Here is a 22,022-nt window from a genome sequence, read left to right on the forward strand (position 1 = left end):
ACAGGAGCTGGACAAGATCTTCCAGCCCTTCGTGCAGTCCAGCAAGACCAAGGACGGCTCGGGCGGCACGGGCCTGGGACTGGCCATCTGCCGCAAGATCATCGACGCCATGGACGGCACCATCGTGGCCGGCAACGGCCCGGCAGGCGGCGCCATCTTCACCATCATCCTGCCCAGCCGCAGTGCGCAGGAGACCCGACCGGCCGAGCTGACATAGCCTGCGCGGGCGCGGTGGCGCGGTGGCGCGAGGCTCAGGCCTCGGACGGCATGTGCCGCCCATGCACCAGCCAGTTGTCCCCTGCCTGCCAGCGCGCGGCCCAGGCGGGCAGCTGGTCGGCGGGCATGGGCCGGGCGATGCCGTAGCCCTGGGCCACGTGGCAGCCCATTTCGCGCAGGCGGCGCGCATGCCTGGGGGTTTCCACGCCTTCGGCCACGGATTCGAGCTGGAAGGTGCTGGCCAGCTGGATCACGCCTTCGACGATGCCCAGGTCGTCCGGGTCGGCCAGCATGTCTCGCACAAAGCTCTGGTCGATCTTCAGCGACTGCACGGGCAGCTTGCGCAGGTAGGTGAGCGAGGAGTAGCCGGTGCCGAAGTCGTCCAGCGCAAAGCGTATGCCCAGCTGCCGGCACTGGCCCATCACCTGGATGGCCTGCTCCATGTCGGCAATGGCGGCGCTTTCCAGGATTTCCAGCTCGATCAGGTGCGGCGGCAGTTCGGGATGCCGGGCCAGCACCTGGGCCATGGTGGCGTGGAAGCCGCCATCCAGAAGCTGGTTGGCGCTGACGTTGATGCTCACGCACAGGTCCAGGCCCTGGTCGAGCCAGCGTGCCGCCTGGGCCACGGCCTCGCCGATGACCCAGTCGCCCAGCGGTCGCTCCAGGTCGCTGCCCGCGATGAAGGGCAGGAACTCGGCCGGCGAGCGCAGGCCCTGGCGCGGGTCGTGCCAGCGCAGCAGGGCCTCGGCGCCCACCAGCCTGCCGCCACCCAGCTCCACCTTGGGCTGGTAGTGCAGCAGGAATTCGCCCTGCTCCAGCGCACGGCGCAGCCAGCCCAGTTGCAGGCGGCGCGCATCGGCCTTGCGGTCGTTTTCCGGGTCGAACAGCTGGTAGCGGTTGCGCCCGGCCTGCTTGGCCACGCACATGGCCTGGTCGGCATGGCGCAGCAGCAGGTCGGGGTCGGCCTGGTCGTCGGGGTAGAGGCTGACACCCACGCTGGCGGTCACGGTCAGCACCCGGTCCTGCACGGGCACGGGGCGGCTGGCCGCCTCCAGCACCCGGTCGAGGATGGAGGTGCAGTGCTCGACCGAGCCGATCTGCGACAGCAGCAGCACGAACTCGTCGCCACCGAGCCGGGCCAGCGTGTCCTCGGAGCGCAGCACGCTCTTGAGGTGCTCGGCCACGCCCACCAGCAGCGCATCGCCGGTTGCAACGCCGTGCAGGTCGTTGATTTCCTTGAAGCCGTCCAGGTCCAGAAAGCACACGGCCAGGGAGCGCCCCTCGCGCGCCGTGCGCAGCATGGCCTGGTTGAGCCGCTCGACCAGCAGGCGGCGGTTGGGCAGTCCGGTCAGCAGGTCGTAGTGGGTGACGCGGTCGAGCTCGGCCTCATGGGCCTTGATGTGGCTGATGTCGGTGAAGACGCCGATGTAGTGCTCGATCTCGCCGCCGGCACCCTGCGCGGCGGAGATGGACAGCATCTCGGCGAAGATCTCGCCCGATTTGCGGCGGTTCCAGATCTCGCCGTGCCAGAAGCCGTCGCGCGCGATGCAGGCCCAGATCTGCCGGTAGAACTCCGGCCCGTGCAGGCCCGAGGACAGCACGCGCGGCGTCTGGCCGATCACCTCCTCGGGCGCATAGCCGGTGATGCGGGTGAAGGCCGGGTTGACGCGCGTGATGCGCCGCGCCGGATCGACCACCATGATGCCCTGGTGGCTGCTGTCGAACACCACGGCGGCCTGGGCCAGCTCGCGTTCGAAGCGCTTGCGCTCGGTGATGTCCCGGGAGATGCCGAACAGGCCTGCGATGTGGCCTGCCGTATTGCGCACCGGGCCCTTGGTGACCAGGAGGTCCAGCGTCCTGCCCGGCTCCACCGTCAGCTGCTCCTCATGCGTGGCCACCTCCTGTCGCAGCACCGCCTGGTCCTTCCTGCGGATGGCGCTGGCGATGCCGAAGGGAAAGAGCGCGAAGTCGTCCTTGCCCACGATGTCTTCGGCCTGCCGGCCCACCAGGCTGGCGGCGGCCCGGTTGACCAGCAGATAGCGCCCGCGCAGGTCCTTCACGAAGACGGCGTCCGAGGTGCCGGAGATCACCGAGTCCAGCAGCTGCCGCTGCATGTTGGCCTTGCGCAGCGAGCGCTGCAGCGTCTCGGCCAGCACGCTCACGGCCAGGCCGTTGACGGCCACCACCCCCCATTGCGCCCAGTCGCGCACGGCGACGCCGTCCGTCTGGTCCAGGCTGTAGGCCGCAAAGGCCGTGGCCAGCAGGCCCGGCCCCAGGCCGCCGATCAGCGCACTGACCAGCACGGGCAGCATGAACAGCAGCAGCAGCGAGCGTTCACCGAAATGGCTGGCCAGCGTGCTGCTGGCGGCCAGCACGGCCAGGCTCATGGCCAGGGCAAACAGATAGGAGGCCCAGACCGGGAAACGGCGCGGCCCCATTTCCTGGGTGATGGCGGAGGCGCCGCCGCTGTGCGCGGCCGGCACCGAGCACAGCGCGAAGAACAGCAGGAAGTCCGTGGCCAGCACAAAGAACAGCCCCTTGGCGACGGAAAGCCAGCCGATATCCGCACTGCCTGCCAACGCGAACAACAGCTTGTCGGACAGAATGATCCAGGCGAATGCGAGCAATCCGTAGCTCACCGTGATCAGTCCGATAAATCGGCGTCTTGCTGATTTGGCCATTTCAGCGTGGCACTCCCTGTGTATATGGCTGTCCGGAATTATTGCCAATCCCTGCTGGCAATCGCGTCGTCATTCGCCGAAAACAGGGGGCAATAAAACCATTTGCCGCGCACTCGCTCATTCATAGAGAAATTGCATCGCAGGCCTTTTCCGCCGGATGCGGGAATATCTGTCCGGCCCCTTTTCCCGGTCCGGCCGCCAACTCATTCCGGGCACTGGCGGCAGGGCTGCTGCTCGGTGCGGGCGGCCTCGGCATGCAGCCAGGCCAGGAAGGCCGCCACGGCGGGGCGCCGGGCGTTGCGCGCGGGGTAGACGGCAAAGTGGGCCTTGACGCGCAGGGCCCGGTCCATGCCGAAGGGGGCCACCAGCCGGCCGTCGGCAATGTGGCCGCCCGCGTTCATGGCGCTTTCCAGCGCCACGCCCAGGCCCTGCGTGGCCGCGTCCAGCGACATCTGGGCGCGGTCGAAGCGCACGGCAAAGCGCTCTGGCGCGCGCAGCTGCGAGAACGCCTGGAACCAGTCCGACCACTGGACGATGCTGACGTTGCTCTGGATCAGCGGCACATGCAGCAACTGCTGCACGCGCTGCAGCCCATGCTCGGCCACGAACGCGGGGCTGGCCAGCGGCAGGATGTGCTCCTCGAACAGGGGCTCCACCTCCAGCTCTGGCCATTGCGCAATGCCGTAGCGGATGTCGATATCGGCCTGGCCCAGCGCGAAGTCGCTGTGCGAATGCGCAGCCGACAGGTTCAGCGCAATGTGCGGGCAGGCCCGTGCGAAGTCCCGCAGCCGGGGCATGAGCCAGAGGCTGGCGATGCTGGGCGCGCAGTGCACGTAGAGGCTGTTGCTCATGCTGTGGCGCAGGTCCTCGGTGGCCGAGACGATGGCCGCCAGCGCGCCGCCCACGCGTTCCAGGTAGGCCTGCCCCGGGCGGCTCAGGCGCACGCCATGCGCGCTGCGCTCGAACAGGCGCACGCCCAGCTGCGCCTCCAGCTTGGCCACCTGGTGGCTGACGGCCGAGGCCGTCAGGTGCAGCTCGGAGGCGGCCAGCGCGAAGCTGCGCCGGCGCGCCACGGCCTCGAAGGCCTGCAGGTGGGCACTGCTGGGAATGGATGCCATGGCAAGTTCCTCGAAGACGCGGGCAGCTCACGGGCAGCTCACGGGCAGCTCACAGGCAGACCCCGGGAGACCCCGTACGTGAGCTGAAGAACCGTCATCTTAGGCTGATGAAACATCGTTTGTCTTCATGCTCGTGACAGCCCAAGATGGCTGCATCCACCACCACTACAGCGGAGACAGGCACATGCTGCTCAAGGACAGGGCCGCCATCATCACCGGCGGCGCAGGGATCAACGGACTCGGTTTTGCCACGGCGCGCCAGATGGCCGCCCAGGGGGCCCGCGTGGCCATCCTCGACCTGGAGCGGGCCGATCCGGCCGGCGCGGCCGCGCGGCTGGGCGAAGGGCACCTGGGGCTGGTGGCCGACGTGACGGACAAGTCCTCGTGCGAGGCGGCGGCCGCCGCCGTGCTGCGCGCCTTCGGCCGCATCGACGCGCTGGTCAACAACGCGGGCATCACGCAGGCCGTGGGCACACTGGAGATCGGCGGGGCCGACTACGACCGCGTGCTCGACGTGAGCCTGCGCGGCACGCTGTACATGTCCCAGGCCGTGCTGCCGTCCATGCGCAGGCAGCAAGCGGGCGCCATCGTCTGCATCTCTTCCGTCTCGGCCCAGCGCGGCGGCGGCATCTTCGGCGGGCCGCACTATTCGGCCGCCAAGGCCGGCGTGCTGGGGCTGGCCCGCGCCATGGCGCGCGAGTTCGGCGCCGAGGGCATACGCATCAACTGCGTCACGCCGGGCCTGATCGAGACGGACATCACCCAGGGCAAGCTCGGCCCCGAGCGCAAGCGCGAGATCTCCGCCACGATTCCGCTGGCCCGCCTGGGCCGCGCCGACGATGTGGCCGGCGCCTGCGTATTCCTGGCCAGCGACCTGGCCGCCTATTGCACGGGCATCACGCTCGATGTGAACGGCGGGATGCTCATCCACTGAGCCCCGCGCGCCTGGCCATGGCCTGCATGGCCGCACACAACCCAAGCAAAGGAGACAAGACCATGCAAAGCACGCTTTTCCACCGCGCCGCCCTGGCCGCCTGCGCCCTGCTGCTGCCGGCCCTGGCCTGTGCCCAGGCCGTCAAGCTCACGCTGGGGCACGGCGCCGCGCCCGACAATCCGCGCCACCTGGCATCGCTGAAGTTCGCCGAGCTGGTGAAGGCGCGCAGCGCGGGCCGCATCGAGGTGCAGGTCGCCCCCTCGGCCCAGCTGGGCGACGACGCGGCCATGGTCACGGCCCTGCGCACGGGCGCGCTGGACCTGTCGGCCAATTCCCAGGGCGCGGTGGCCGCGGCCGTGCCCGAGTACGCGGCCTATGGCATGCCGTTTCTCTTCGCCACGACGGCCCGGGCCTTCCAGCTGCTGGACGGGCCGCTGGGCCGGGAGCTGGCCGACAAATCGGCCGCCAAGGGCATGGTGGTGCTGGGCTACTGGGACAACGGCATACGCCACATGACCAACAGCAAGCGGCCCCTGCGCAGCGTGGACGATCTCAAGGGCCTGAAGATGCGCACGCCGCCCGACGCGGTGCTGGTGGACATCATCCAGGCCCTGGGCGCCGAGGCCCAGCAGATCAAGTTCGCCGAGCTGTACGTGGCCCTGCAGCAGGGCGTGGTCGACGGCCAGGAAAACCCGCTGGCCAACTTCCACGCCAGCAAGCTGTACGAGGTGCAAAAGCACCTGGCGCTGACGGGCCACATGTTCCAGATGACGCCGCTGATCATGGGCAAGCGCAGCTGGGACCGGCTGCCGGCCGCCGACCGCACGCTGCTGGCCGAGGCCGCGCAGGAGGCCACGGCCTACCAGCGCCAGCTGGCGCGCGAGGCCGACGACAAGCTGCTGGACGACATCCGCGCCAAGGGCGTGGAGGTGAGCACCATCGACGCGCGGGCCTTCGCCCAGGCCACGGCCAAGGTACAGGACAAGTGGCTGGCCAGCCCAGCGGGCCCCTATATCGCCAAGGTCGTCAAGGCCGCGGGCGCGCAGTCAAGCGCAGGGAGCCATCCATGAACCTCATCGAACGCCTGGTCACTGGCCTGTGCCGCGCCGTGCTGTGGGCCAGCACCCTGGTGATCTTCGTGATCCTGGTGTGCAACACCGCCCTGCGCTATGCCAGCGGCACCAGCCTGCAGTGGGCCAACGAGGTGCCCGAGCTGCTGTTTCCCTGGCTGGTGATGTCGGGCGTGGTGCTGGCCGCCGCCCATGGCGCCCACATTACCACCAGCTTCCTGGTCGAGGCCCTGCCGGCCCGCGTGCGGCGCGCCACGGCCGTGCTGGGCTGGCTGGCCGTGGCCGCCCTGTACGCCACGCTGGCCTGGTCCACGCTGAACATGCTGGAGATCGTGCATGACGAGCGCAGCCAGATCCTGGGCATTCCCGGCTCCCTGACCTATGGCTGCGTGATGGTGGGCATGGCCTTGCTGGCCCTGCTGGCCCTGCAGTCGGCCTGGCGCGCCTGCGTGGCGGGCAGGGACCGGGTATCCGCGCAGGCCGGTGCCGCTGGTGCGTCTGCCGAACCGGCCCGGCCCGTGGCCGGCGCGCACTGGTGAAGGGAGGGTGCCATGTCCTTCATCATGCTTTTCGTCTTCATGGCGGGCGCCGTGATCGCCATGCCCATTGCCCACGCGCTGCTCATGGGCGCCATGGCGGCGGCCGCCACCTCGGACCGCGTGCCGCTGGACCTGCTGGTGCAGCAGATGGTGGCCCAGGTGCAGAGCTTTCCGCTGATCGCCATCCCGTTCTTCATGCTCACCGGCTCGCTGATGATGGGCGGGCGCCTGGGCGAGGCCCTGGTGGGCGTGCTGTCGGCGCTGATAGGGCGCTTTCACGGCGGGCCGGCCCAGGTGGGGGTGATGTCGTCCACGCTGTTCGGCGGGGTGTCGGGCTCGGCCGTGGCCGACGCCTCGGCCATCGGCTCGCTGATGATCCCGTGGCACAGGCGGCTGGGCTATCCGCCCGCGTTCTCGGCGGCCACGCTGGCGGCGGCGGCCACCATCGACATCCTGATCCCGCCGTCGATCCCCATGATCCTGTTCGCGCTCAGCGCCAATGCATCGATTGCGGCGCTGTTCGTGGCGGGCATCGTGCCGGGGCTGCTGATGTGCGCGGGCTTCATGGGTGTGTGCTGGTGGGTGGGCCGCAGGCGCGGCTTTCCGCGCGACACCACGCCCTTTGCCTGGCCCGCCTTCCGTCGCCACCTGCTGTACGCCAGCCCGGCCCTGCTGCTGCCGGTGCTGATCATCGTGTTCCTGCGCTTGGGCATTGCCACGCCCACCGAGGTGGCCGTGCTGTCCACGCTGTATGCGGGCCTGGTGTCGGCCGCCATCTACCGCGACCTGGGCTGGCGCCGGCTCAACGATGCGGTGGTGCATGCGGGCCTGGCCACGGGCGTGGTGCTGCTGGTGATCATGGCCTCGGCGGCCATCGGCTGGCTGCTGACCTTCGACCGCATGCCCGATGGCATCGTCCAGTGGGTGCAGTCGCATGTGCATTCAGCCTGGCTGGTGATCGTGCTGATGAACCTGCTGATGCTCTTCATCGGCATGTTCATCGACCTGCCGGCCGCCGTGCTGCTGCTCACGCCGGTGTTCGTGCCGCTGGCCCAGAGCATCGGCATGGACATGACCCAGCTGGGAATCATGATGGTCGTGAACCTGGCCCTGGGGCTGTACACGCCGCCCGTGGGCACGACGCTGTTCATCACAAGCTCGCTGGCCCGGGTCAAGGTGGGCCAGACCGTGCGCGAGCTGATTCCCTTCTACCTGGTGGCGCTGGCGGTGCTGGCGCTGGTGTCCTATGTGCCGGCCAGCATCCTGCGCTGAGCCGCGCGCCTTTCCATCTCTAGGAGACGATGCATGAACCAAGAACTGCAACAGCGCCTGGACCGGCTCGCGGCCTGTGCCTGGCGCATACGCCGCCGCGCCCTGCAAATGGGCGAGGTGCAGGGCCAGGGCTACATAGGCCAGGCCCTGGGCTGGGCCGATGTGCTGGCCGTGGCCTATGGCGACGCGCTGCGGCTGCGGCCCGATGAACCCGGGTGGGAGGGCCGCGACCGCTTCCTGCTCTCGCACGGCCACTACGCCATCGCCTTCTACGCGGCCCTGGCCGAGGCGGGCATCCTGTCCGACGAGGAACTCCAGACCTATGGCAGCGATGACAGCCGCCTGCCCATGTCGGGCATGGCCAGCTATACGCCGGGCATGGAGATTTCGGGCGGCTCGCTGGGCCAGGGCCTGCCGATCGCCGTGGGCATGGCGCTGGCGCTGCGCCACAAGGGCTGCGATGCCTTTGTCTACAACTCCATGTCCGACGGCGAGCTGGACGAGGGCTCGACCTGGGAGGCCGCGCTGTCCGCCGCCCACCACGGGCTGGGCCGGCTGATCTGCCTGGTGGACGTGAACAACCAGCAGGCCGACGGCCCGTCCACGCGCATGCTGGGCTTCGAGCCGCTGGCCGACAAATGGGCCGCCTTCGGCTGGCATGTGCAGCGCGTGGACGGCAACGACCTGGCCCAGGTGGTGCAGGCCTTCGACGCGGCGCGGGCGCTGGCCGAGGACCGGCCCCGCGTCATCCTCTGCGACACGCTGATGGGCAAGGGCGTGCCCTTCCTGGAGCAGCGCGAGAAGAACCATTTCATCCGCGTCGATCCGCCCGAGTGGCAGCAGGCCCTAGCCATCCTGGACGCATCGCACCCCCTGGAGCCCGCCCTGCCATGAACATGCCTCTTGCCACCCCCAAGCCCCGGCCGACCACCTCGGCCATGATCGCCTCCATCGCGGCCGAAGGCCAGCGCGTGCAGGCCGCGCCTTTCGGCAAGGCCCTGGTGGAGCTGGCCGCCAGCCGCCCCGACGTGGTCGGCCTGACCGCCGACCTGGCCAAGTACACCGACCTGCACCTGTTCGCCCAGGCCCACCCCGAGCGCTTCTTCCAGATGGGCATGGCCGAGCAGTTGCTCATGGCCGCCGCCGGCGGCATGGCCAAGGAGGGGCTGACGCCGTTTGCCACCACCTATGCCGTCTTCGGCACGCGCCGCGCCTACGACTTCATCCACCAGGTGATTGCCGAGGACAACCTGGACGTCAAGATCTGCTGCGCCCTGCCCGGCCTGACCACGGGCTACGGCCCCAGCCACCAGGCCACGGACGACCTGGCCATGATGCGGGCCGTGCCGGGGCTGACCATCGTCGATCCCTGCGATGCGCTGGACATCACCCAGGCCGTGCCGCAGATCGCGGCGCACCGCGGCCCCGTCTACATGCGGCTGCTGCGCGGCAACGTGCCGCTGGTGCTGGACGAGTACGACTACCGGTTCGAGCTGGGCAAGGCCAAGATGCTGCGCGAGGGCCGCGAGGTGCTCATCATCTGCAGCGGTTTCATGACCATGCGCGCGCTGGAGGCCGCCCAGCTGCTGGCCACGGACAACGTGGGCGCCGCCGTGCTGCACTGCGCCACCATCAAGCCGCTGGATGTGCAGGCCATCGTGCAGGCCGTGGCCAGCGGGCCGCGCCTGGTGGTGGTGGCGGAGAACCATTCGGTGGTGGGCGGCCTGGGCGAGGCCGTGGCCGGCGCCCTGCTGGAGCGCGATGTGCGGCCCGCGCGCTTTCGGCTGGCGGGCCTGCCCGACGCCTTCCTCGACGCGGGCGCCCTGCCCACGCTGCATGAGCGCTACGGCATCAGCGCCCAGGCGCTGGCGGGACGCATCCGGCAGTGGCTGGGGTAGGCAAGGCTGCGGTCACGGGGAATCTGTCCGCAGCGCCAGCATATAGCCCATGCCGCGCACCGTGTGCAGCAGCTTGACCGCATAGGGATCGTCGAGCTTGCTGCGCAGCCTGCACACCGCCACGTCCACGGCGTTGTTCAAGGCATCCACGGGCAGGCTCCAGACCTGCTCCACCAATTCGGCACGCGAGACCACATCGCCCTGGCGCTGCAGCAGCAGCCACAGGACGGCGAACTCCTGCCGGGTCAGGTCCAGCCGGCGACCGGCGCGTTCGACCCGCTTCTTGGACAGGTCCAGCACCAGATCCGCCAAAGTCAGGCGCATGCCCTCCCGCCCGGCGGACCCGCGCATGCGCAGCCTTGCGCGGGCCAGGAACACCGGCAGCCTGATGGGCTTGACCAGGTAGTCGTCCGCGCCGTGCTGCAGGCAGAACACCTGGTCCTCCAGGCTGTCGTTTGCGGCAACCACGATGGCGGGGGTGCTTGTGGCCCGGCGCAGGGCCTGCAGGACCTCTCGCCCGCTCAACCCGGGCAGGTCCAGGTCCAGCACCACCAGGCTGTAGGCACGGCTCAGTGCCATGTCGCGGCCCAGCCGGCCGTCATGCGCGACGTCCACGTTGAACCCGTCCTGGCACAGGCCCTGGCACAGGTACTGCGCCGATGGAGGATGGGCGTCCACGATCAGGACTTTCATGCTCGCTCCTTTGACCGCACGGCAAGGCTCAGGCCAGCACCTGCCTGAGCATCTGCTGCTGCCGTCGCGCCCATTTCGTGCCGACGCGGATGGCCTCGCGCTGCCGGGAGGAGGCGGAGGCGAAAAAGACCGTTTCGCTGATCTGCAGCCGGTGGAACAAGCGCCGCAACTGCAGCGAACGTGCCCGCAGCGATCCTTCCGGCACCAGGGATTCCTGGCGCTGCGCCGAGAACAGGAAAGCGGCCTGCTCCAGGCAGCAGCGGGCCTCGGGCGTGGTCGCGGGCACGGCCCGGGGCTCGCACAGCCGTGCCTTCGCCACAAAGGGGTTGTGGCCCACCACCAGGCCCCAGGGCCGCATGGCGGTCAAGGGGTCGACCGACAGCGCCTCCTGCTTGGTGAGCCCGAACGCCCGCGCCAGGCGCAGCCGCATGGCCAGCCGCGGCGCATCGGGCCGCACCGCCTCGATGGCCGTGAGCGCCTCCTCGTCGCCCCCGTCCACGGGCAGCAGCAATGAGCGCAGCAGCAGCCCGGCCTGCTCGTCGTCCTTGGCCGCCGCGGCATGGAGCAGGGCCACGCCCTGCTCCATGGATTCGATGCGTGTGGCGTCACGCAGCACCAGCGCACCCAGGCGGCGCTGGGCCTCCGCCAGGCCGTGCCGCGCCGCCTTCTCCAGGCAAAAGCGCGCCAGCGTGGGATTGGCCACCGAACTGCGGTAGTCGGAACACAGGCGAAACAGGTGCAGCCAGGCGACGGCGATGCCGCCATCGGCGGCGCGCAGCAGCAGGGCTGCCGCCTTGCGCAGGTTCTGCGCGTGCACGAGGTTGTCTGGCGCAAGGTGAGCGCAGGACTGGCCGGAAAGCGCCCGCCCCAGCGCATGGCAGGCGTGCAGGTCGCCATCGGCGGCGCAGCGCTCCAGGCTGCTTTCTATCCAGCCCACCGCCAGCCGCCCCAGGCCATGGCCTGCCACCTCCGCCTGGTGAACCAGGTCGGCGATCAGCTGCTGTATGGCGGGACAGGCAGCGGCATGGGGCAGATCGCCCAGCAGCTCCAGCATCTGCACTGCGCGTGGCGACTGGCCCATGGCCATGGCCTGGCGGGCTTCGCTGGCCATGACCTCGGCAATGTCCTGCGGCTGTACGGCGCGCAGGATCTGCAGGACCTGCAGCAGCTCGCCGCAGGTGAGCGCGGATGCGCCGCCTGCCCCGTGGCACGGAAGGGAAGCGCTGCACCGGCCCAGGCATTCCAGCGCCAGATCGAGTTCCCCCCGGATGAGATGCCATGCGGCGAGCTTCTGGCGCCCGACATCCTCGTACTGCGCAGCGATCCTCAAAGGCTCCAGCAGCCCGTGCTCCAGCAACTGCCTCAGCGGCAGATGCAGGGCCATGCAGACCGAGGCCTGGCGCCTGGCCTGGGGCAGTGCGGCCTGCAGGTAGCCGAGCCCCACGGAAATGCTTCTGGGCACGCCCGGCCCCCCTGCCAGATAGGCCTCCCCGAGCTGAAGCCTGGCCCCCGTGTCCCCTCTTCTTGCCAGCATCCTCAGCTTGACATCCTCGCGACGCATTTTCTGTCCCCCCCGCCTATCTTTCAATACCCACCCACAGCCGCATCAGCGATACGACACGGATTATTTTTATTTCACCGGAGTCAATCCCCTGAATGCTATCAATGCCCAACATCCATACACCCGACAGCCAAGTGACATTCAAGACATTTTGAAGAAAGGTAACTGTCATGAATGGCACCCCCTCCCGTCTGGTGTTGGCGGGGTGGAACAGGTTTTGCACGAAAAGCCTGTGAATGGCTTGCCATGCCCTGCCCATTTCTTTTCAAGACCGACTGCGATCGCCTGCGGATTCTAGTATTTACCACAGCATCCGTTTTGAAAATGGATGCGCATGGAATCCACCATTCAATACAAGGATCAGGCATGAAATTCAATCGCATATTGGCGGCAGCATTGCCCGTCATTTCGCTGGCGGCCAGCGCGCAGTCATCCATCACCCTGTTCGGCATCGTAGACGTCAATGCGCGCTACGTGAGGAACAGCGACCTGCCTGGCAACCTGACCATGAACAACAGCGGCCTGGCCTCCGGGCGGCTGGGATTTCGCGGCGACGAGGATCTGGGCGGCGGACTGAGGGCCGGCTTCTGGCTGGAGTCGGACGTCAATGCCGACACGGGCACGTTCAGCTCCACGGGCAAGTTCTTCCAGCGCCGTTCCACCGTGAGCCTGTCGGGAGGTTTCGGCGAAGTGCGCCTGGGCCGCGACCTTTCGCCGGCTTCGGCACATACCTACAAATACGATCCGTTCGGCGTGATCGGACTGGGCGGTTCCGCCGTGGCAAGCCGCATGCCGGACGGCTTCTCACCGTCCTACTACCGCCGCGACAACGCGATCCAGTACCTCTCGCCCAGCCTCTGGGGCCTGCGTGCGGAATTCATGTACGCCATGGACGAGAACCCATCGAGCAACGTGGGCCGCCACGTGGCAGGCCGGGTTCACTACGAAAACGGTCCATTGAGCCTGTCGCTGTCCTATGGCACGACCGACATCGGCGCCGCCGGCGCCAAGTTCAGGCAGTATGGCGCGGGCGCCTCGTACGACTTCGGTTTCGCCAAGCTCATGGGCCACTTCCAGCGGGAGGACCTGCCTTTCGGCACCTACGGCAGCAGCACCCTGGGCTCCGAGGACCGCTGGCTGCTGGGCATGACGGTTCCCGTGGGCAGCGGCCATCTCCGCGCCTCCTATGTGCGTACCGATTCGCGCAAGGGTCCGGTGGCATTCAATGGCAGCGATGCGAACAAATATGCCATCGGCTATGTGCATGATCTGTCGCGCCGCACGGCCTTGTATGGAACCTTGGCCCGCATATCCAACAAGGGCAATGCGAATTTCGCCCTGTCGGGCGGTGCACCGGGGCTTGCTCCCAAGGGCACGTCAACGGGTGCGGAAGTGGGCATACGCCACAGTTTCTGATTTCCTTTCCAGGATTATTCCCGCCAGCGTTGCAAGACCGCTGGCGGCAGGCCGGGCAATACCCTTTTTCCGCATTCGCCAAACCATTGCCACGGCCTGCCATCCATCCATGTTCCGTTTGAATTGAAAATCCCATTTGCGCCAAGGAGCATTTCATGAAAAACATCAATGCCCTGTATATCGCAGGCATTTTTCTTGCCTGCCCAATGGCCCATGCGGACACTTTTCCCAACGGTCAATCGCATTACGGCTCGCCCGCGCCTGCAGGCTCCTACCGTAGCGTCGATCTGTCGCAGAAGACGCCCATCAACGTCACCTGCGGCGAAACCCTCAATTTCACCAGCAAGGGCAGGACATTCGCGTGGAAGGTCCGCTCCATCCGGCACAGCCATGTGCCGGTGGCGCGCTTTGCGCCGCCCGGTTTCGACACGCAGGGCCGCAGCATCTTCGTCATGCTCGCAGAGCACGAGCGAGGCGGCTGAAGGGGCCGCGTCGCTGCGGCCTGCGCTGCGCAAAATCCAACTCAACGCAACTCGACGCAGCAAAAAAAGGGCCCGCAATTCGCGGGCCCTTTTCGTTGCTGGAGGCAGGCCGAAGCTCAGGCCGCCAGGGCGCCGCGCATGGCGTCGATCACGGCCTTGTAGTCGGGCTTGCCGAAGATGGCGCTGCCCGCCACGAAGGTGTCGGCACCGGCATCGGCCACGCGGCGGATGTTGGTTTCCTTGATGCCGCCGTCCACCTCCAGGCGGATGTCGCGGCCGCTGGCCTCGATGCGCTTGCGCGCGGCCTCGATCTTGCGCAGCGTGCTGTCGATGAAGCTCTGGCCGCCGAAGCCGGGGTTCACGCTCATCAGCAAGATGAGGTCGATGTCGTCGATGACCCAGTCCAGCACGTCCAGCGAGGCGGCCGGGTTGAACACCAGGCCCGGCTTGGCGCCCTGGGCACGGATGTTCTGGATGCTGCGGTGCACGTGGGCCGTGGCATCGGGGTGGAAGCTGATGTAGTCGGCGCCGGCCTTGGCGAAGGCCGTGGCCAGTTCGTCCACGGGCGTGACCATCAGGTGCACGTCGACGGGCACGGGCTGGCCGTCGGGCGTCTTCGCATGGGGCTTCAGGGCCTCGCAGATCATGGGACCGAACGTGAGGTTGGGCACGTAGTGGTTGTCCATCACGTCGAAGTGGATCCAGTCGGCGCCGGAGGCGATCACATTCTTGACCTCGTCACCCAGACGGGCGAAGTCGGCAGACAGGATGGAGGGGGCGATGCGGTAGGTGGGGCTCATGGCCTGCGATTGTCGCAGCTAGCCCATGCCGGCACCAGCGACGGCACAAAGCCATGGGTGGCGGCGCGTGGGGACGTTCGCAAGCCGGTACATTGCGGGCAGTTACCATTGCCGCCATGCCCATGAACGAGTTCCAGGTCCAGGTCCGCCCCGCCTTTTTGCCAGAGCAATCCGCTCCAGCGGCAGGCGTGTACGCCTTCTCCTACACGATCACCGTGACCAATACCGGCCAGGTGCCGGGCCAGTTGATCGCGCGCCACTGGATCATCACCAACGAGCTGGGCCATGTCGAAGAGGTCAAGGGCCTGGGGGTGATCGGCCGCCAGCCGCTGCTGCAGCCCGGCGAGACCTTCGAGTACACCAGCGGCTGCCAGCTGCGCACGCCCAACGGCAGCATGCAGGGCACCTATCTGTGCATCAGCCACGAGGGCGAAGTCTTCGAGTGCCCCATCCCGCGCTTTCATCTGCAGTCGGGCGCTGGCGGCGACAGCTTTCCAGACCCTGACAACCGCGTGCTGCACTGAGCGCGTTCCTCGGGGGAGGCGCTAGTCTTCCGCCCTGCCGCAAGACCCCTACATGAAGCGAATCACCCAAGACCTGCCCGGCCTTCTGGCCGCACTCGACCCCGAGGCCGACCTCGCGCACCGCCATATCTGGCTGATCCACCTGCTGGAGTGGGTGCGCGCGCCCAAGCCGTCGGTGGACGGCGCGGTGCAGCGCGTGCAGTTGCTGGTGGAGGCCGTGGAGGCCGATCCGGCCGTGCGCCAGCGCCTGCATGCGTGGTGGCTGCGCTTCATCGATACCGTGGACATCACGGCGCTGCTGGCCGATTTCGGCTTTGCGCCGCGCACCAACATGTTCAGCGAGCTGTCCGAGCGCGTGCGCTACAAGCTGCTGCCCAGCACGCCGGAGACGGTGGATGCCTCCGAGCTGTTCATGCTGGCCATGCCCGACGAATTCGACGCGCGCTGGCTGCACGCGCTGGAGGCGCCGCTGCTCGAACGCATCGCACTGCTGCTGACCGATGGCAGCGAGGGCCAGGGCAGCAGCTTCTGGCAGAACAGCCTGCTGGGCTCCATCACCTATTGCACGGGACAGATCCTGTCCACGGGCTTCTCGCCCGAGCTGCGCCTGCGCATGGACGAGCAGGCGCGCGATGACCAGCCCTTCCACGCCCTGATCCACGATGCGGAAAGCCTGCGCGTGGAGGTGCTGCACGCGCTGCGCACCAACGACCGGCGCGACGCGGCCGAGGCCCGGCTGCGCGAACGGCTGGATGCCTGCCGCGCGGCCGTGACATCGGTGTACGCGCATTTCGAGTCCGAAGGCATTTCGGTGGGCCTGGTGTTTCGCCTGCGCCAGCTGCGCGCGCGCATCCTGCGCGTCAGGCGCCTGCTCGACTGCCTGCTGGCCGACAACCGCGCCACCGAGACGGCCGACCTGCTGGCCAACCTGGTGTCCGTGGGCATCGAGCGGCGCAGCCTGCGCGCCCTGCTGGCCACCAATACCTCGCTGCTGGCCGCCAAGGTGGCCGAGCGCAGCGCCGAGACCGGCGAGCACTACATCACGCGCACGGGCCGCGAGTACCTGTCCATGGTGACCAAGGCCGCCGGCGGCGGCTTCGTGATGGCCTTCACCACGCTGCTCAAGTTCGCGCTCTACGCGCTGGGGCTGTCGGCGTTCTGGGGCGGGCTGGCCGCAGGCATCAACTACTCCATCAGCTTCGTGCTGATCCAGCTGCTGCACTTCACGGTGGCCACCAAGCAGCCGGCCATGACGGCGCCGGCCATGGCCGCCAAGCTCAAGGACCTGCGCGCCAGCGAGGCCATCGAGGAATTCGTGGACGAGGTCGCGCACCTGGTGCGCTCCCAGGTGGCGGCCGTGCTGGGCAACGTGCTGGTGGTGCTGCCCATGGTGCTGCTGCTGTCGCTGGGCTATGCCCAGCTGTTCGGCCACACGCCCATCGACGAGCCGCATGCGATTGCCGTGCTCGATTCGCTGAGCCTGCTGGGCCTGTCGCCGCTGTTCGCTGCCTTCACGGGCGTGCTGCTGTTTGCCAGCAGCCTGATCGCGGGCTGGGCCGAGAACTGGTTCGTGCTGCGCCGCCTGGACTCGGTGATCCGCTACAACCCCGGCATCACGCGCTGGCTGGGCGCCGGGCGCGCGGATCGCTGGGCGCATTTCTGGCGCAAGAACATCTCGGGCTTTGCCGCCAATGTCTCACTGGGCATGATGCTGGGCCTGGTGCCGGCCTTCGCGGCCTTCTTCGGCCTGGGGCTGGAGGTGCGCCACGTCACGCTGTCGGCCGGCCAGATCGGGGCCGCCATGGCCGCCCTGGGCTGGGAGGTTCTGCACTCCGACATGTTCTGGTGGGCGATTGCCCTACTGCCCATCAATGGCGCGTTGAACGTCACTGTCAGCTTTTATCTGGCATTCCGCGTTGCGCTGAGGGCACACAATGTCAGCGGAGTCGACCGCTCGCGCATCTATTCGGCCATCCGCCGCCGTCTGCGCACAGCGCCGCTGAGTTTCTTCCGCCCCTGAGCCTGCGGGACCTCGGGAACCACGCGGAACCCACGTGCTGGCGTGCCCGCCCGGCCTTGCAGCCTGGCAGTCACGCCAGTGGATCGCCAACGAAGTGTCCCCGTGCCAGGCGCACGGGACGCGGGCTTGCCCGCGCCGCAGGGAAGGCCTTGCGGAGCTTCGCTTGCGGGCCACTGGCTCGCGCAAAGGACGTCGCTGATGAATGACATGCTGAGCTTCTGGGAACCGTGGCTGCGGCCTTCGGCCGGGCTGGCCACGGTTCAGTGGTCCCTGCTGCTGGCCGTGGCCACCATGGTCGGCTATGCCTGCCAGCGCCATGCCGCCCTGCCCAAGGTGGTCGGCTACTCGCTGGTCGGCGGCATTGCCGGGTTGATCGGCTTTGGGGCCAACACCACCTGGCCGCTGCAGGGCACGGGGCTGTTCCTGCTGGAGCTGGGCGTGGCCATCGTGCTGTTCGAATGCGGCGGGCGCATCACGCTGCGCTGGTTCCGCCACAACCCCATGGTGCTGGTGCAAAGCGTGGCCGAGTCCGCGCTGACCTACGTGCTGGTCTCCCTGGTGCTGGGCTGGCTGGGCATGGCCCCCGAAGTGGCCGGGCCGCTGGCCCTGGTGGCCATGGCGGCCTCGCCCCTGGTGCTGACGCGCGTGGTGGCCGACATGCGCGCCGCAGGCGCCGTGACCGATCGCGGCCTGGTGCTGTCCACCCTGTCCACGCTGTATGCGCTGGCCCTGGGAAGCGCCAAGGCGGGCATGCTGACGCAGCCCAAGGCCGGCTTCGTGGCCTCGATCATGCCGGTGCTGGTGGTGCTGGGCGTCTCGGTGGCCGTGGCCCTGGTGCTGGCCGTGCTGATGCGCCTGGCGCTGCGCTTCATGAGCCCGGCCAGCGAGAACACCTCCATCCTCTTTCTCACCCTGATCTCGGCCAGCGTGCCGCTGACCTCGTACCTGGGCGGCTCGGCGCCGCTGGCGGCGCTGCTGGGCGGCATCCTGCTCAAGCAGTTCAACCCGCGCCCCTGGGCGTGGCCGCGCCAGCTGGGCACGGCGGCCTCGCTGCTGACCATGCTGATGTTCGTGCTGGTCTCCACCGTGGCCGCACAGGCCGACTGGAGCGCGCCGGTGGCCGGCGTGGTGGGCGCCGTGATCCTGGCACGCCTGGTCGCCAAGACCCTGGGCGTGGCCGTGGGCAATGTGGGCACGGGCGCCAACTGGCGCCAGGCCTTCTGGGTGGGCTGCGCCATGGCGCCCATGTCATCGGTGGCGCTGCTGATCGCCTCGCAGTTCGTGGCCGCCGCGCCCGAGCTGGGCGCGCAGATCGCAGGCGTGGCCCTGCCCACCATTTTGGTGATGGAGGTGCTGGGCGCCGCCCTGGCCACCGTGGCCATCTACCGCTCCGGCGAAAGCTCCCGTCCCTGGAAGCCGCTGAGCCGCTCGAACACCGCAGGAGATGAACGTGAGTCTTGAAGCCTTCAACTCGTCCGAACCGCTGACCCTGGGCGTGGAGCTGGAACTGCAGCTGGTCAACACCCACGACTACGACCTGGCCCCCTACGCCGAGGACATGCTGCGCCTCATGCTCAAGAACCCGCTGCCCGGCAGCGTGGTGCCCGAGATGACGAACAGCATGATCGAGATCTCCACCAGCGTCTGCCATTCGGCCTCGGAGGTGCTGGGCCAGCTCAGCCAGATCCGCGATGCCCTGGTCAAAAGTGCCGACAAGCTCAACATCGCCGTGGTGGGCGGCGGCACCCACCCCTTCCAGCAGTGGCATGAGCGGCGCATCTACGACAAGCCGCGCTTCCAGGAGCTGTCGCAGCTGTATGGCTACCTGTCCAAGCAGTTCACCATCTTCGGCCAGCACGTGCACATCGGCTGCCCCGACGCCGATGCGGCCCTGCTGATGCTGCACCGCATGTCGCGCTACATCCCGCACTTCATTGCGCTGTCGGCCTCCAGCCCCTACGTGCAGGGCCACGACACGGCCTTCGACTCGGCGCGGCTGAACTCGGTGTTCGCCTTTCCGCTGTCGGGCCGCGCGCCCTGCGTGCTGCACTGGAGCGAGTTCGAGCAGTACTTCGACAAGATGACGCGCACGGGCGTGGTCAAGAGCATGAAGGACTTCTACTGGGACATCCGGCCCAAGCCGGAGTTCGGCACCATCGAGATCCGCGTGTTCGACACGCCGCTGACCATCGAGCGCGCAGCCGCCCTGTCCGGCTACGTGCAGGCGCTGGCCGCCTGGTTCATGGACACCCAGCCCTTCACACCCGTGGAGGACGACTACCTGGTCTACACCTACAACCGCTTCCAGGCCTGCCGCTTCGGCCTGGAGGCCGTGTACGTGGACCCGGCCACGGGCGAGCACATGCCGCTGGCCGACCACATCCTCAAGACCATGGATGCCGTGGCCGACTACGCGGCCCGCCATGGCGCCGCGCCCGCCCTGCACCTGCTGCGCAGCGACGTGGCCGCCGGCAGCAACGATGCCCGCTGGCTGCGCGAGCGCCAGCGCAGCGAGCAGCTGCTGGCCGAGGTCTCGCGCCAGGCGGCCATGCGCTTTCGCGGCCAGGCCGTCTGAGGCCTGCGTTCAGCGCAGGCTCAAGGCAGCACCGCCGCCGCACGCGCGGCGGTGATCTGCGCGTCGGCGTCGCGCTGCAGCAGCAGGCGCTGGCGCACCAGGTCCTGGGCCGCGGCCGTGACGGCGCTCACGTAGCCGGCCTGGTCGACATACAGCTCCTCCAGTGACGGCCGCCCGTCACCGGCCGCCAGCCGCGCCGCGCGCGTCTTGTGGAAGGGGATGAAGCTGCCCGTGAGGTTGGACAGGTCCACGATGCCCGGCGTGGCCACGTAGTTGAACTCCATGCTGGTGCCCAGCGGTGCCCGCGCCTCCACGCTGCGGATGCCGGCGCGCGTGAGGCCGGTGGCCGCATCGACCTGGGGCACGAGGATGGCGTAGTCCTTGCCCGTGGCGCGCGGCGGCTGCAGCGTGGCGATGCCGCTTTCGTCCTGCGGCACGTACTGCGGGCCGAAGTCGAGCAGCGCAAAGCCGTTGTGGCGCGCCAGGTAACGGAACTCGGGGATGGCGGTCTGCACGCCGCCCACGCTCCAGCTCAGGCCCTTCATGGCGGGAAAGACCAGCTTGTCGGGCCGCACCAGGGTGCCGTCGGCCAGCCTGGGCACCTGGCTGGCCGGCGGCTCGGTGCCGCGCACCACCCAGTCCTCCAGCGCGATGAACAGCGCGCGGAAGGTGTCGTTGAAGTGCACCACGGTGCCGGCCGGATAGACATTGCGCGTGGGCGCGTAGCCGATGCTGGCCGTGCCGCCTGCGCCGCCGTGCTGGGTGCTGGCGTAGTAGTAGATGCGCGCATTGGCGGGCTGGGCGATGTCGCGCAGGCCGTTGGCATCGGTCAGCACGGGCGAGCCCTGCAGCTGCCAGAACTCCGTGCCGGACAGGCCCAGGAAGAACTTGGGGCAGGTGTTGCTGGCTTCGCAGCGCTTCATCACGCCGCCCTGGCGGCCGCTGACCTCATCGCTGTAGTCCTTGTCCAGGCCGCGCGGCGCGGTCTGTCCGAAGGCCGTGTGGTCGGTGCGCAGGCCGCCCCCGCCGCCGGGCACGGCAAAGCGCGTGTTGATGTTGGTCTGGCGCGCGGCCACATGGGCATACATGCCGTCGAAGACCTTGCCGCCATCGAGCGCCTGGTTGAAGCCCAGGTGCAGGAAGGTCTTCATGGCATTGCCCGACTGCGAGGTGCCCTGGCCGATGGTGTGCGTGATGCGCCCGGCCAGCGGATTGGCCTTGCCGTCGGCATCGGCCGCCTTGGCGCGGAAGAAGCTCACCGTGTCGCGCAGCGCGGCCAGGCCCACGCCCATGACCTTGGGGTCCTTGGCCACGTAGACCAGCTCGTAGAGGTACTGCGGATCGAACCCGCCCTTCAGGCAGACATTGGTGGCGCTGGGTGTGCCGGGGAAGGGATTGGCGGCGGCATCGCAGCTGGCGAACTTCCAGTCGCCCGCAGGCACAGTCTGGCGCGCATCGGTTTCGTTGATGCGGCGCGTGAGCGAGTAGCCGGCCTGCGTGTTGTCCAGGCTGGCGGGCTCGTAGGGGATCATGGTCCCGTTGAACACGCCGCCGGGCAGGGTCATGGAGGGCACGGCGGCGGCCGGGACCAGCTCGGTGCGGTAGCTGCCCGTGATGCTGCTGCCGTCCTTGTTGCGGGCCACGGGCACGGTGACCGTCAGGCGCGCGGGCGTGGACTTGGGCACATCGCCCTGCCAGGCCGAGTACAGCAGCACATAGCCGCGCTCCAGGTAGACCGCATCGCCGGGCGTGGCCGTGGGGTTGGGCATGGTCAGGATGTTGCCGCGATTGGGCGCGTCATAGCGCAGCACGCCGCTGGCCTTGGACATGTCCTTGGGCTTGAGCATGACGAAGTCGGTGCTGTACTCGACCATGCCGCGCGCATTGACGGGCGCCAGCGCCAGGTCCTGGATCACGGCGTTCTTCGGGTCGGCCGGGTTCAGCTCGCCGCGCAGCACGCCGGTGACTTTCTCGTAGGCGCCGACACTGCCGTAGCTGCCGGCAAAGTCCTCGGTGGCGCTGATGCTCAGCTGCATGCGCGGCGCCTGCGAACCGGCGGGCGAGTCACTGCCGCCGCAGGCGGTCAGCAGGCCGGATACGGCCAGGGCAAGGGCCAGGGGATGGGTGGATCTGATGTGCATGTTGTCTCCTTGGGGTCATGGCACAGGCAAGGCTGCGCCCTGGCCGCCGTGCATTGCGGCGGCCTAGGGCGGTTCGGAAAAA

The 22,022-nt window shown here is 68.5% G+C and carries 19 protein-coding genes; 13 read left to right on the top strand and 6 right to left on the bottom strand.

Features of this window, described 5'->3' with window-relative positions; all coding sequences use genetic code 11:
* On the top strand, nt 1-217 hold a 217-nt coding region (locus DTS01S_RS27620; protein WP_169804710.1), incomplete at its 5' end, for a sensor histidine kinase.
* A 34-nt stretch (nt 218-251) separates the two neighbouring features.
* Here the strand turns inward: DTS01S_RS27620 and DTS01S_RS27625 are convergent.
* Complete coding sequence (locus DTS01S_RS27625) at nt 252-2,843, bottom strand: putative bifunctional diguanylate cyclase/phosphodiesterase (protein WP_223275343.1); 2,592 nt, start codon at nt 2,841-2,843, stop codon at nt 252-254.
* Between the two features lie 257 nt (nt 2,844-3,100).
* Nucleotides 3,101-4,015, bottom strand: coding sequence for a LysR substrate-binding domain-containing protein (locus DTS01S_RS27630; RefSeq protein WP_016450592.1), 915 nt, complete (start codon nt 4,013-4,015; stop codon nt 3,101-3,103).
* Nucleotides 4,016-4,199: 184 nt separating this feature from the next.
* Between DTS01S_RS27630 and DTS01S_RS27635 the strand changes: the two genes are divergently transcribed.
* The 6 genes from DTS01S_RS27635 to DTS01S_RS27660 all read left to right on the top strand — a co-directional run bounded on the left by DTS01S_RS27635 (nt 4,200) and on the right by DTS01S_RS27660 (nt 9,728).
* Nucleotides 4,200-4,949 carry an SDR family NAD(P)-dependent oxidoreductase gene (locus DTS01S_RS27635; RefSeq protein WP_061289873.1) on the top strand — a complete coding sequence of 250 codons (750 nt, stop codon included), beginning with the start codon at nt 4,200-4,202 and terminating at the stop codon, nt 4,947-4,949.
* Nucleotides 4,950-5,011: 62 nt separating this feature from the next.
* On the top strand, nt 5,012-6,019 hold the full coding sequence (locus DTS01S_RS27640) for a TRAP transporter substrate-binding protein (protein WP_026062634.1): 1,008 nt from the start codon (nt 5,012-5,014) through the stop codon (nt 6,017-6,019).
* Entirely contained in the window at nt 6,016-6,558 is a 543-nt protein-coding gene (locus DTS01S_RS27645) for a TRAP transporter small permease (protein WP_016450595.1), read from the top strand. The genes DTS01S_RS27640 and DTS01S_RS27645 overlap by 4 nt, the downstream gene beginning before the upstream one ends.
* 12 nt (nt 6,559-6,570) lie before the next feature.
* Nucleotides 6,571-7,830 carry a TRAP transporter large permease gene (locus DTS01S_RS27650; protein ID WP_061289834.1) on the top strand — a complete coding sequence of 420 codons (1,260 nt, stop codon included), beginning with the start codon at nt 6,571-6,573 and terminating at the stop codon, nt 7,828-7,830.
* A gap of 33 nt (nt 7,831-7,863) precedes the next feature.
* On the top strand, nt 7,864-8,724 hold the full coding sequence (locus DTS01S_RS27655; protein WP_061289837.1) for a transketolase: 861 nt from the start codon (nt 7,864-7,866) through the stop codon (nt 8,722-8,724).
* Nucleotides 8,721-9,728 (top strand): transketolase family protein, encoded by a 1,008-nt coding sequence (locus DTS01S_RS27660; RefSeq protein WP_061289840.1) that lies wholly within the window; start codon nt 8,721-8,723, stop codon nt 9,726-9,728. The genes DTS01S_RS27655 and DTS01S_RS27660 overlap by 4 nt, the downstream gene beginning before the upstream one ends.
* A gap of 12 nt (nt 9,729-9,740) precedes the next feature.
* Here DTS01S_RS27660 and DTS01S_RS27665 read toward each other — a convergent pair whose 3' ends face one another.
* Both DTS01S_RS27665 and DTS01S_RS27670 read right to left on the bottom strand, forming a co-directional pair.
* Complete coding sequence (locus tag DTS01S_RS27665) at nt 9,741-10,421, bottom strand: winged helix-turn-helix domain-containing protein (RefSeq protein ID WP_061289843.1); 681 nt, start codon at nt 10,419-10,421, stop codon at nt 9,741-9,743.
* 28 nt (nt 10,422-10,449) lie between these two features.
* The gene (locus DTS01S_RS27670; RefSeq protein WP_235434694.1) at nt 10,450-11,883 is read right to left on the bottom strand and encodes a hypothetical protein; all 1,434 of its coding nucleotides are present in this window, start codon (nt 11,881-11,883) and stop codon (nt 10,450-10,452) included.
* Between the two features lie 465 nt (nt 11,884-12,348).
* Between DTS01S_RS27670 and DTS01S_RS27680 the strand changes: the two genes are divergently transcribed.
* Together DTS01S_RS27680 and DTS01S_RS27685 are read left to right on the top strand one after the other, a co-directional pair.
* Complete coding sequence (locus DTS01S_RS27680; protein WP_017407618.1) at nt 12,349-13,398, top strand: porin; 1,050 nt, start codon at nt 12,349-12,351, stop codon at nt 13,396-13,398.
* A 155-nt stretch (nt 13,399-13,553) separates the two neighbouring features.
* A complete protein-coding gene (locus DTS01S_RS27685) occupies nt 13,554-13,880 on the top strand; it encodes a CzcE family metal-binding protein (protein ID WP_061289846.1) in 327 nt (108 codons plus the stop codon).
* 116 nt (nt 13,881-13,996) lie between these two features.
* Here DTS01S_RS27685 and rpe read toward each other — a convergent pair whose 3' ends face one another.
* Nucleotides 13,997-14,680: a ribulose-phosphate 3-epimerase gene (rpe, locus tag DTS01S_RS27690; RefSeq protein WP_016450603.1), complete on the bottom strand. Its 684-nt coding sequence runs from the start codon at nt 14,678-14,680 to the stop codon at nt 13,997-13,999.
* A gap of 116 nt (nt 14,681-14,796) precedes the next feature.
* Between rpe and apaG the strand changes: the two genes are divergently transcribed.
* From apaG to DTS01S_RS27710, 4 genes are all read left to right on the top strand, one after another.
* A complete protein-coding gene (gene apaG / locus DTS01S_RS27695) occupies nt 14,797-15,204 on the top strand; it encodes a Co2+/Mg2+ efflux protein ApaG (protein WP_016450604.1) in 408 nt (135 codons plus the stop codon).
* Between the two features lie 52 nt (nt 15,205-15,256).
* Nucleotides 15,257-17,224 carry a site-specific recombinase gene (locus tag DTS01S_RS27700; protein WP_061289849.1) on the top strand — a complete coding sequence of 656 codons (1,968 nt, stop codon included), beginning with the start codon at nt 15,257-15,259 and terminating at the stop codon, nt 17,222-17,224.
* 198 nt (nt 17,225-17,422) lie between these two features.
* Complete coding sequence (locus tag DTS01S_RS27705; protein ID WP_016450606.1) at nt 17,423-18,685, top strand: cation:proton antiporter; 1,263 nt, start codon at nt 17,423-17,425, stop codon at nt 18,683-18,685.
* Complete coding sequence (locus tag DTS01S_RS27710; protein WP_013804717.1) at nt 18,675-19,799, top strand: YbdK family carboxylate-amine ligase; 1,125 nt, start codon at nt 18,675-18,677, stop codon at nt 19,797-19,799. Before DTS01S_RS27705 ends, DTS01S_RS27710 begins: the two co-directional genes overlap by 11 nt.
* Before the next feature lie 20 nt (nt 19,800-19,819).
* On the opposite strand, the gene DTS01S_RS27715 is transcribed toward DTS01S_RS27710, so the two are convergent.
* The gene (locus tag DTS01S_RS27715; RefSeq protein WP_061289852.1) at nt 19,820-21,940 is read right to left on the bottom strand and encodes an alpha/beta hydrolase domain-containing protein; all 2,121 of its coding nucleotides are present in this window, start codon (nt 21,938-21,940) and stop codon (nt 19,820-19,822) included.
* Nucleotides 21,941-22,022 lie beyond the last annotated feature (82 nt).

The organism is Delftia tsuruhatensis NBRC 16741 (assembly GCF_001571325.1).
Lineage (GTDB): Bacteria > Pseudomonadota > Gammaproteobacteria > Burkholderiales > Burkholderiaceae_C > Comamonas > Comamonas tsuruhatensis.

What these genes read in the sequence shown, in the direction of transcription:
- DTS01S_RS27645 (WP_016450595.1), top strand. Translation starts at nt 6,016, where the DNA reads ATGAACCTCATCGAACGCCTGGTCACTGGCCTGTGCCGCGCCGTGCTG.
- DTS01S_RS27660 (WP_061289840.1), top strand. Translation starts at nt 8,721, where the DNA reads ATGAACATGCCTCTTGCCACCCCCAAGCCCCGGCCGACCACCTCGGCC.
- DTS01S_RS27655 (WP_061289837.1), top strand. Translation starts at nt 7,864, where the DNA reads ATGAACCAAGAACTGCAACAGCGCCTGGACCGGCTCGCGGCCTGTGCC.
- DTS01S_RS27715 (WP_061289852.1), bottom strand. Translation starts at nt 21,940, where the DNA reads ATGCACATCAGATCCACCCATCCCCTGGCCCTTGCCCTGGCCGTATCC.
- DTS01S_RS27680 (WP_017407618.1), top strand. Translation starts at nt 12,349, where the DNA reads ATGAAATTCAATCGCATATTGGCGGCAGCATTGCCCGTCATTTCGCTG.
- DTS01S_RS27705 (WP_016450606.1), top strand. Translation starts at nt 17,423, where the DNA reads ATGAATGACATGCTGAGCTTCTGGGAACCGTGGCTGCGGCCTTCGGCC.
- DTS01S_RS27630 (WP_016450592.1), bottom strand. Translation starts at nt 4,015, where the DNA reads ATGGCATCCATTCCCAGCAGTGCCCACCTGCAGGCCTTCGAGGCCGTG.
- DTS01S_RS27650 (WP_061289834.1), top strand. Translation starts at nt 6,571, where the DNA reads ATGTCCTTCATCATGCTTTTCGTCTTCATGGCGGGCGCCGTGATCGCC.
- DTS01S_RS27640 (WP_026062634.1), top strand. Translation starts at nt 5,012, where the DNA reads ATGCAAAGCACGCTTTTCCACCGCGCCGCCCTGGCCGCCTGCGCCCTG.
- rpe (WP_016450603.1), bottom strand. Translation starts at nt 14,680, where the DNA reads ATGAGCCCCACCTACCGCATCGCCCCCTCCATCCTGTCTGCCGACTTC.
- apaG (WP_016450604.1), top strand. Translation starts at nt 14,797, where the DNA reads ATGCCCATGAACGAGTTCCAGGTCCAGGTCCGCCCCGCCTTTTTGCCA.
- DTS01S_RS27665 (WP_061289843.1), bottom strand. Translation starts at nt 10,421, where the DNA reads ATGAAAGTCCTGATCGTGGACGCCCATCCTCCATCGGCGCAGTACCTG.
- DTS01S_RS27700 (WP_061289849.1), top strand. Translation starts at nt 15,257, where the DNA reads ATGAAGCGAATCACCCAAGACCTGCCCGGCCTTCTGGCCGCACTCGAC.
- DTS01S_RS27685 (WP_061289846.1), top strand. Translation starts at nt 13,554, where the DNA reads ATGAAAAACATCAATGCCCTGTATATCGCAGGCATTTTTCTTGCCTGC.
- DTS01S_RS27635 (WP_061289873.1), top strand. Translation starts at nt 4,200, where the DNA reads ATGCTGCTCAAGGACAGGGCCGCCATCATCACCGGCGGCGCAGGGATC.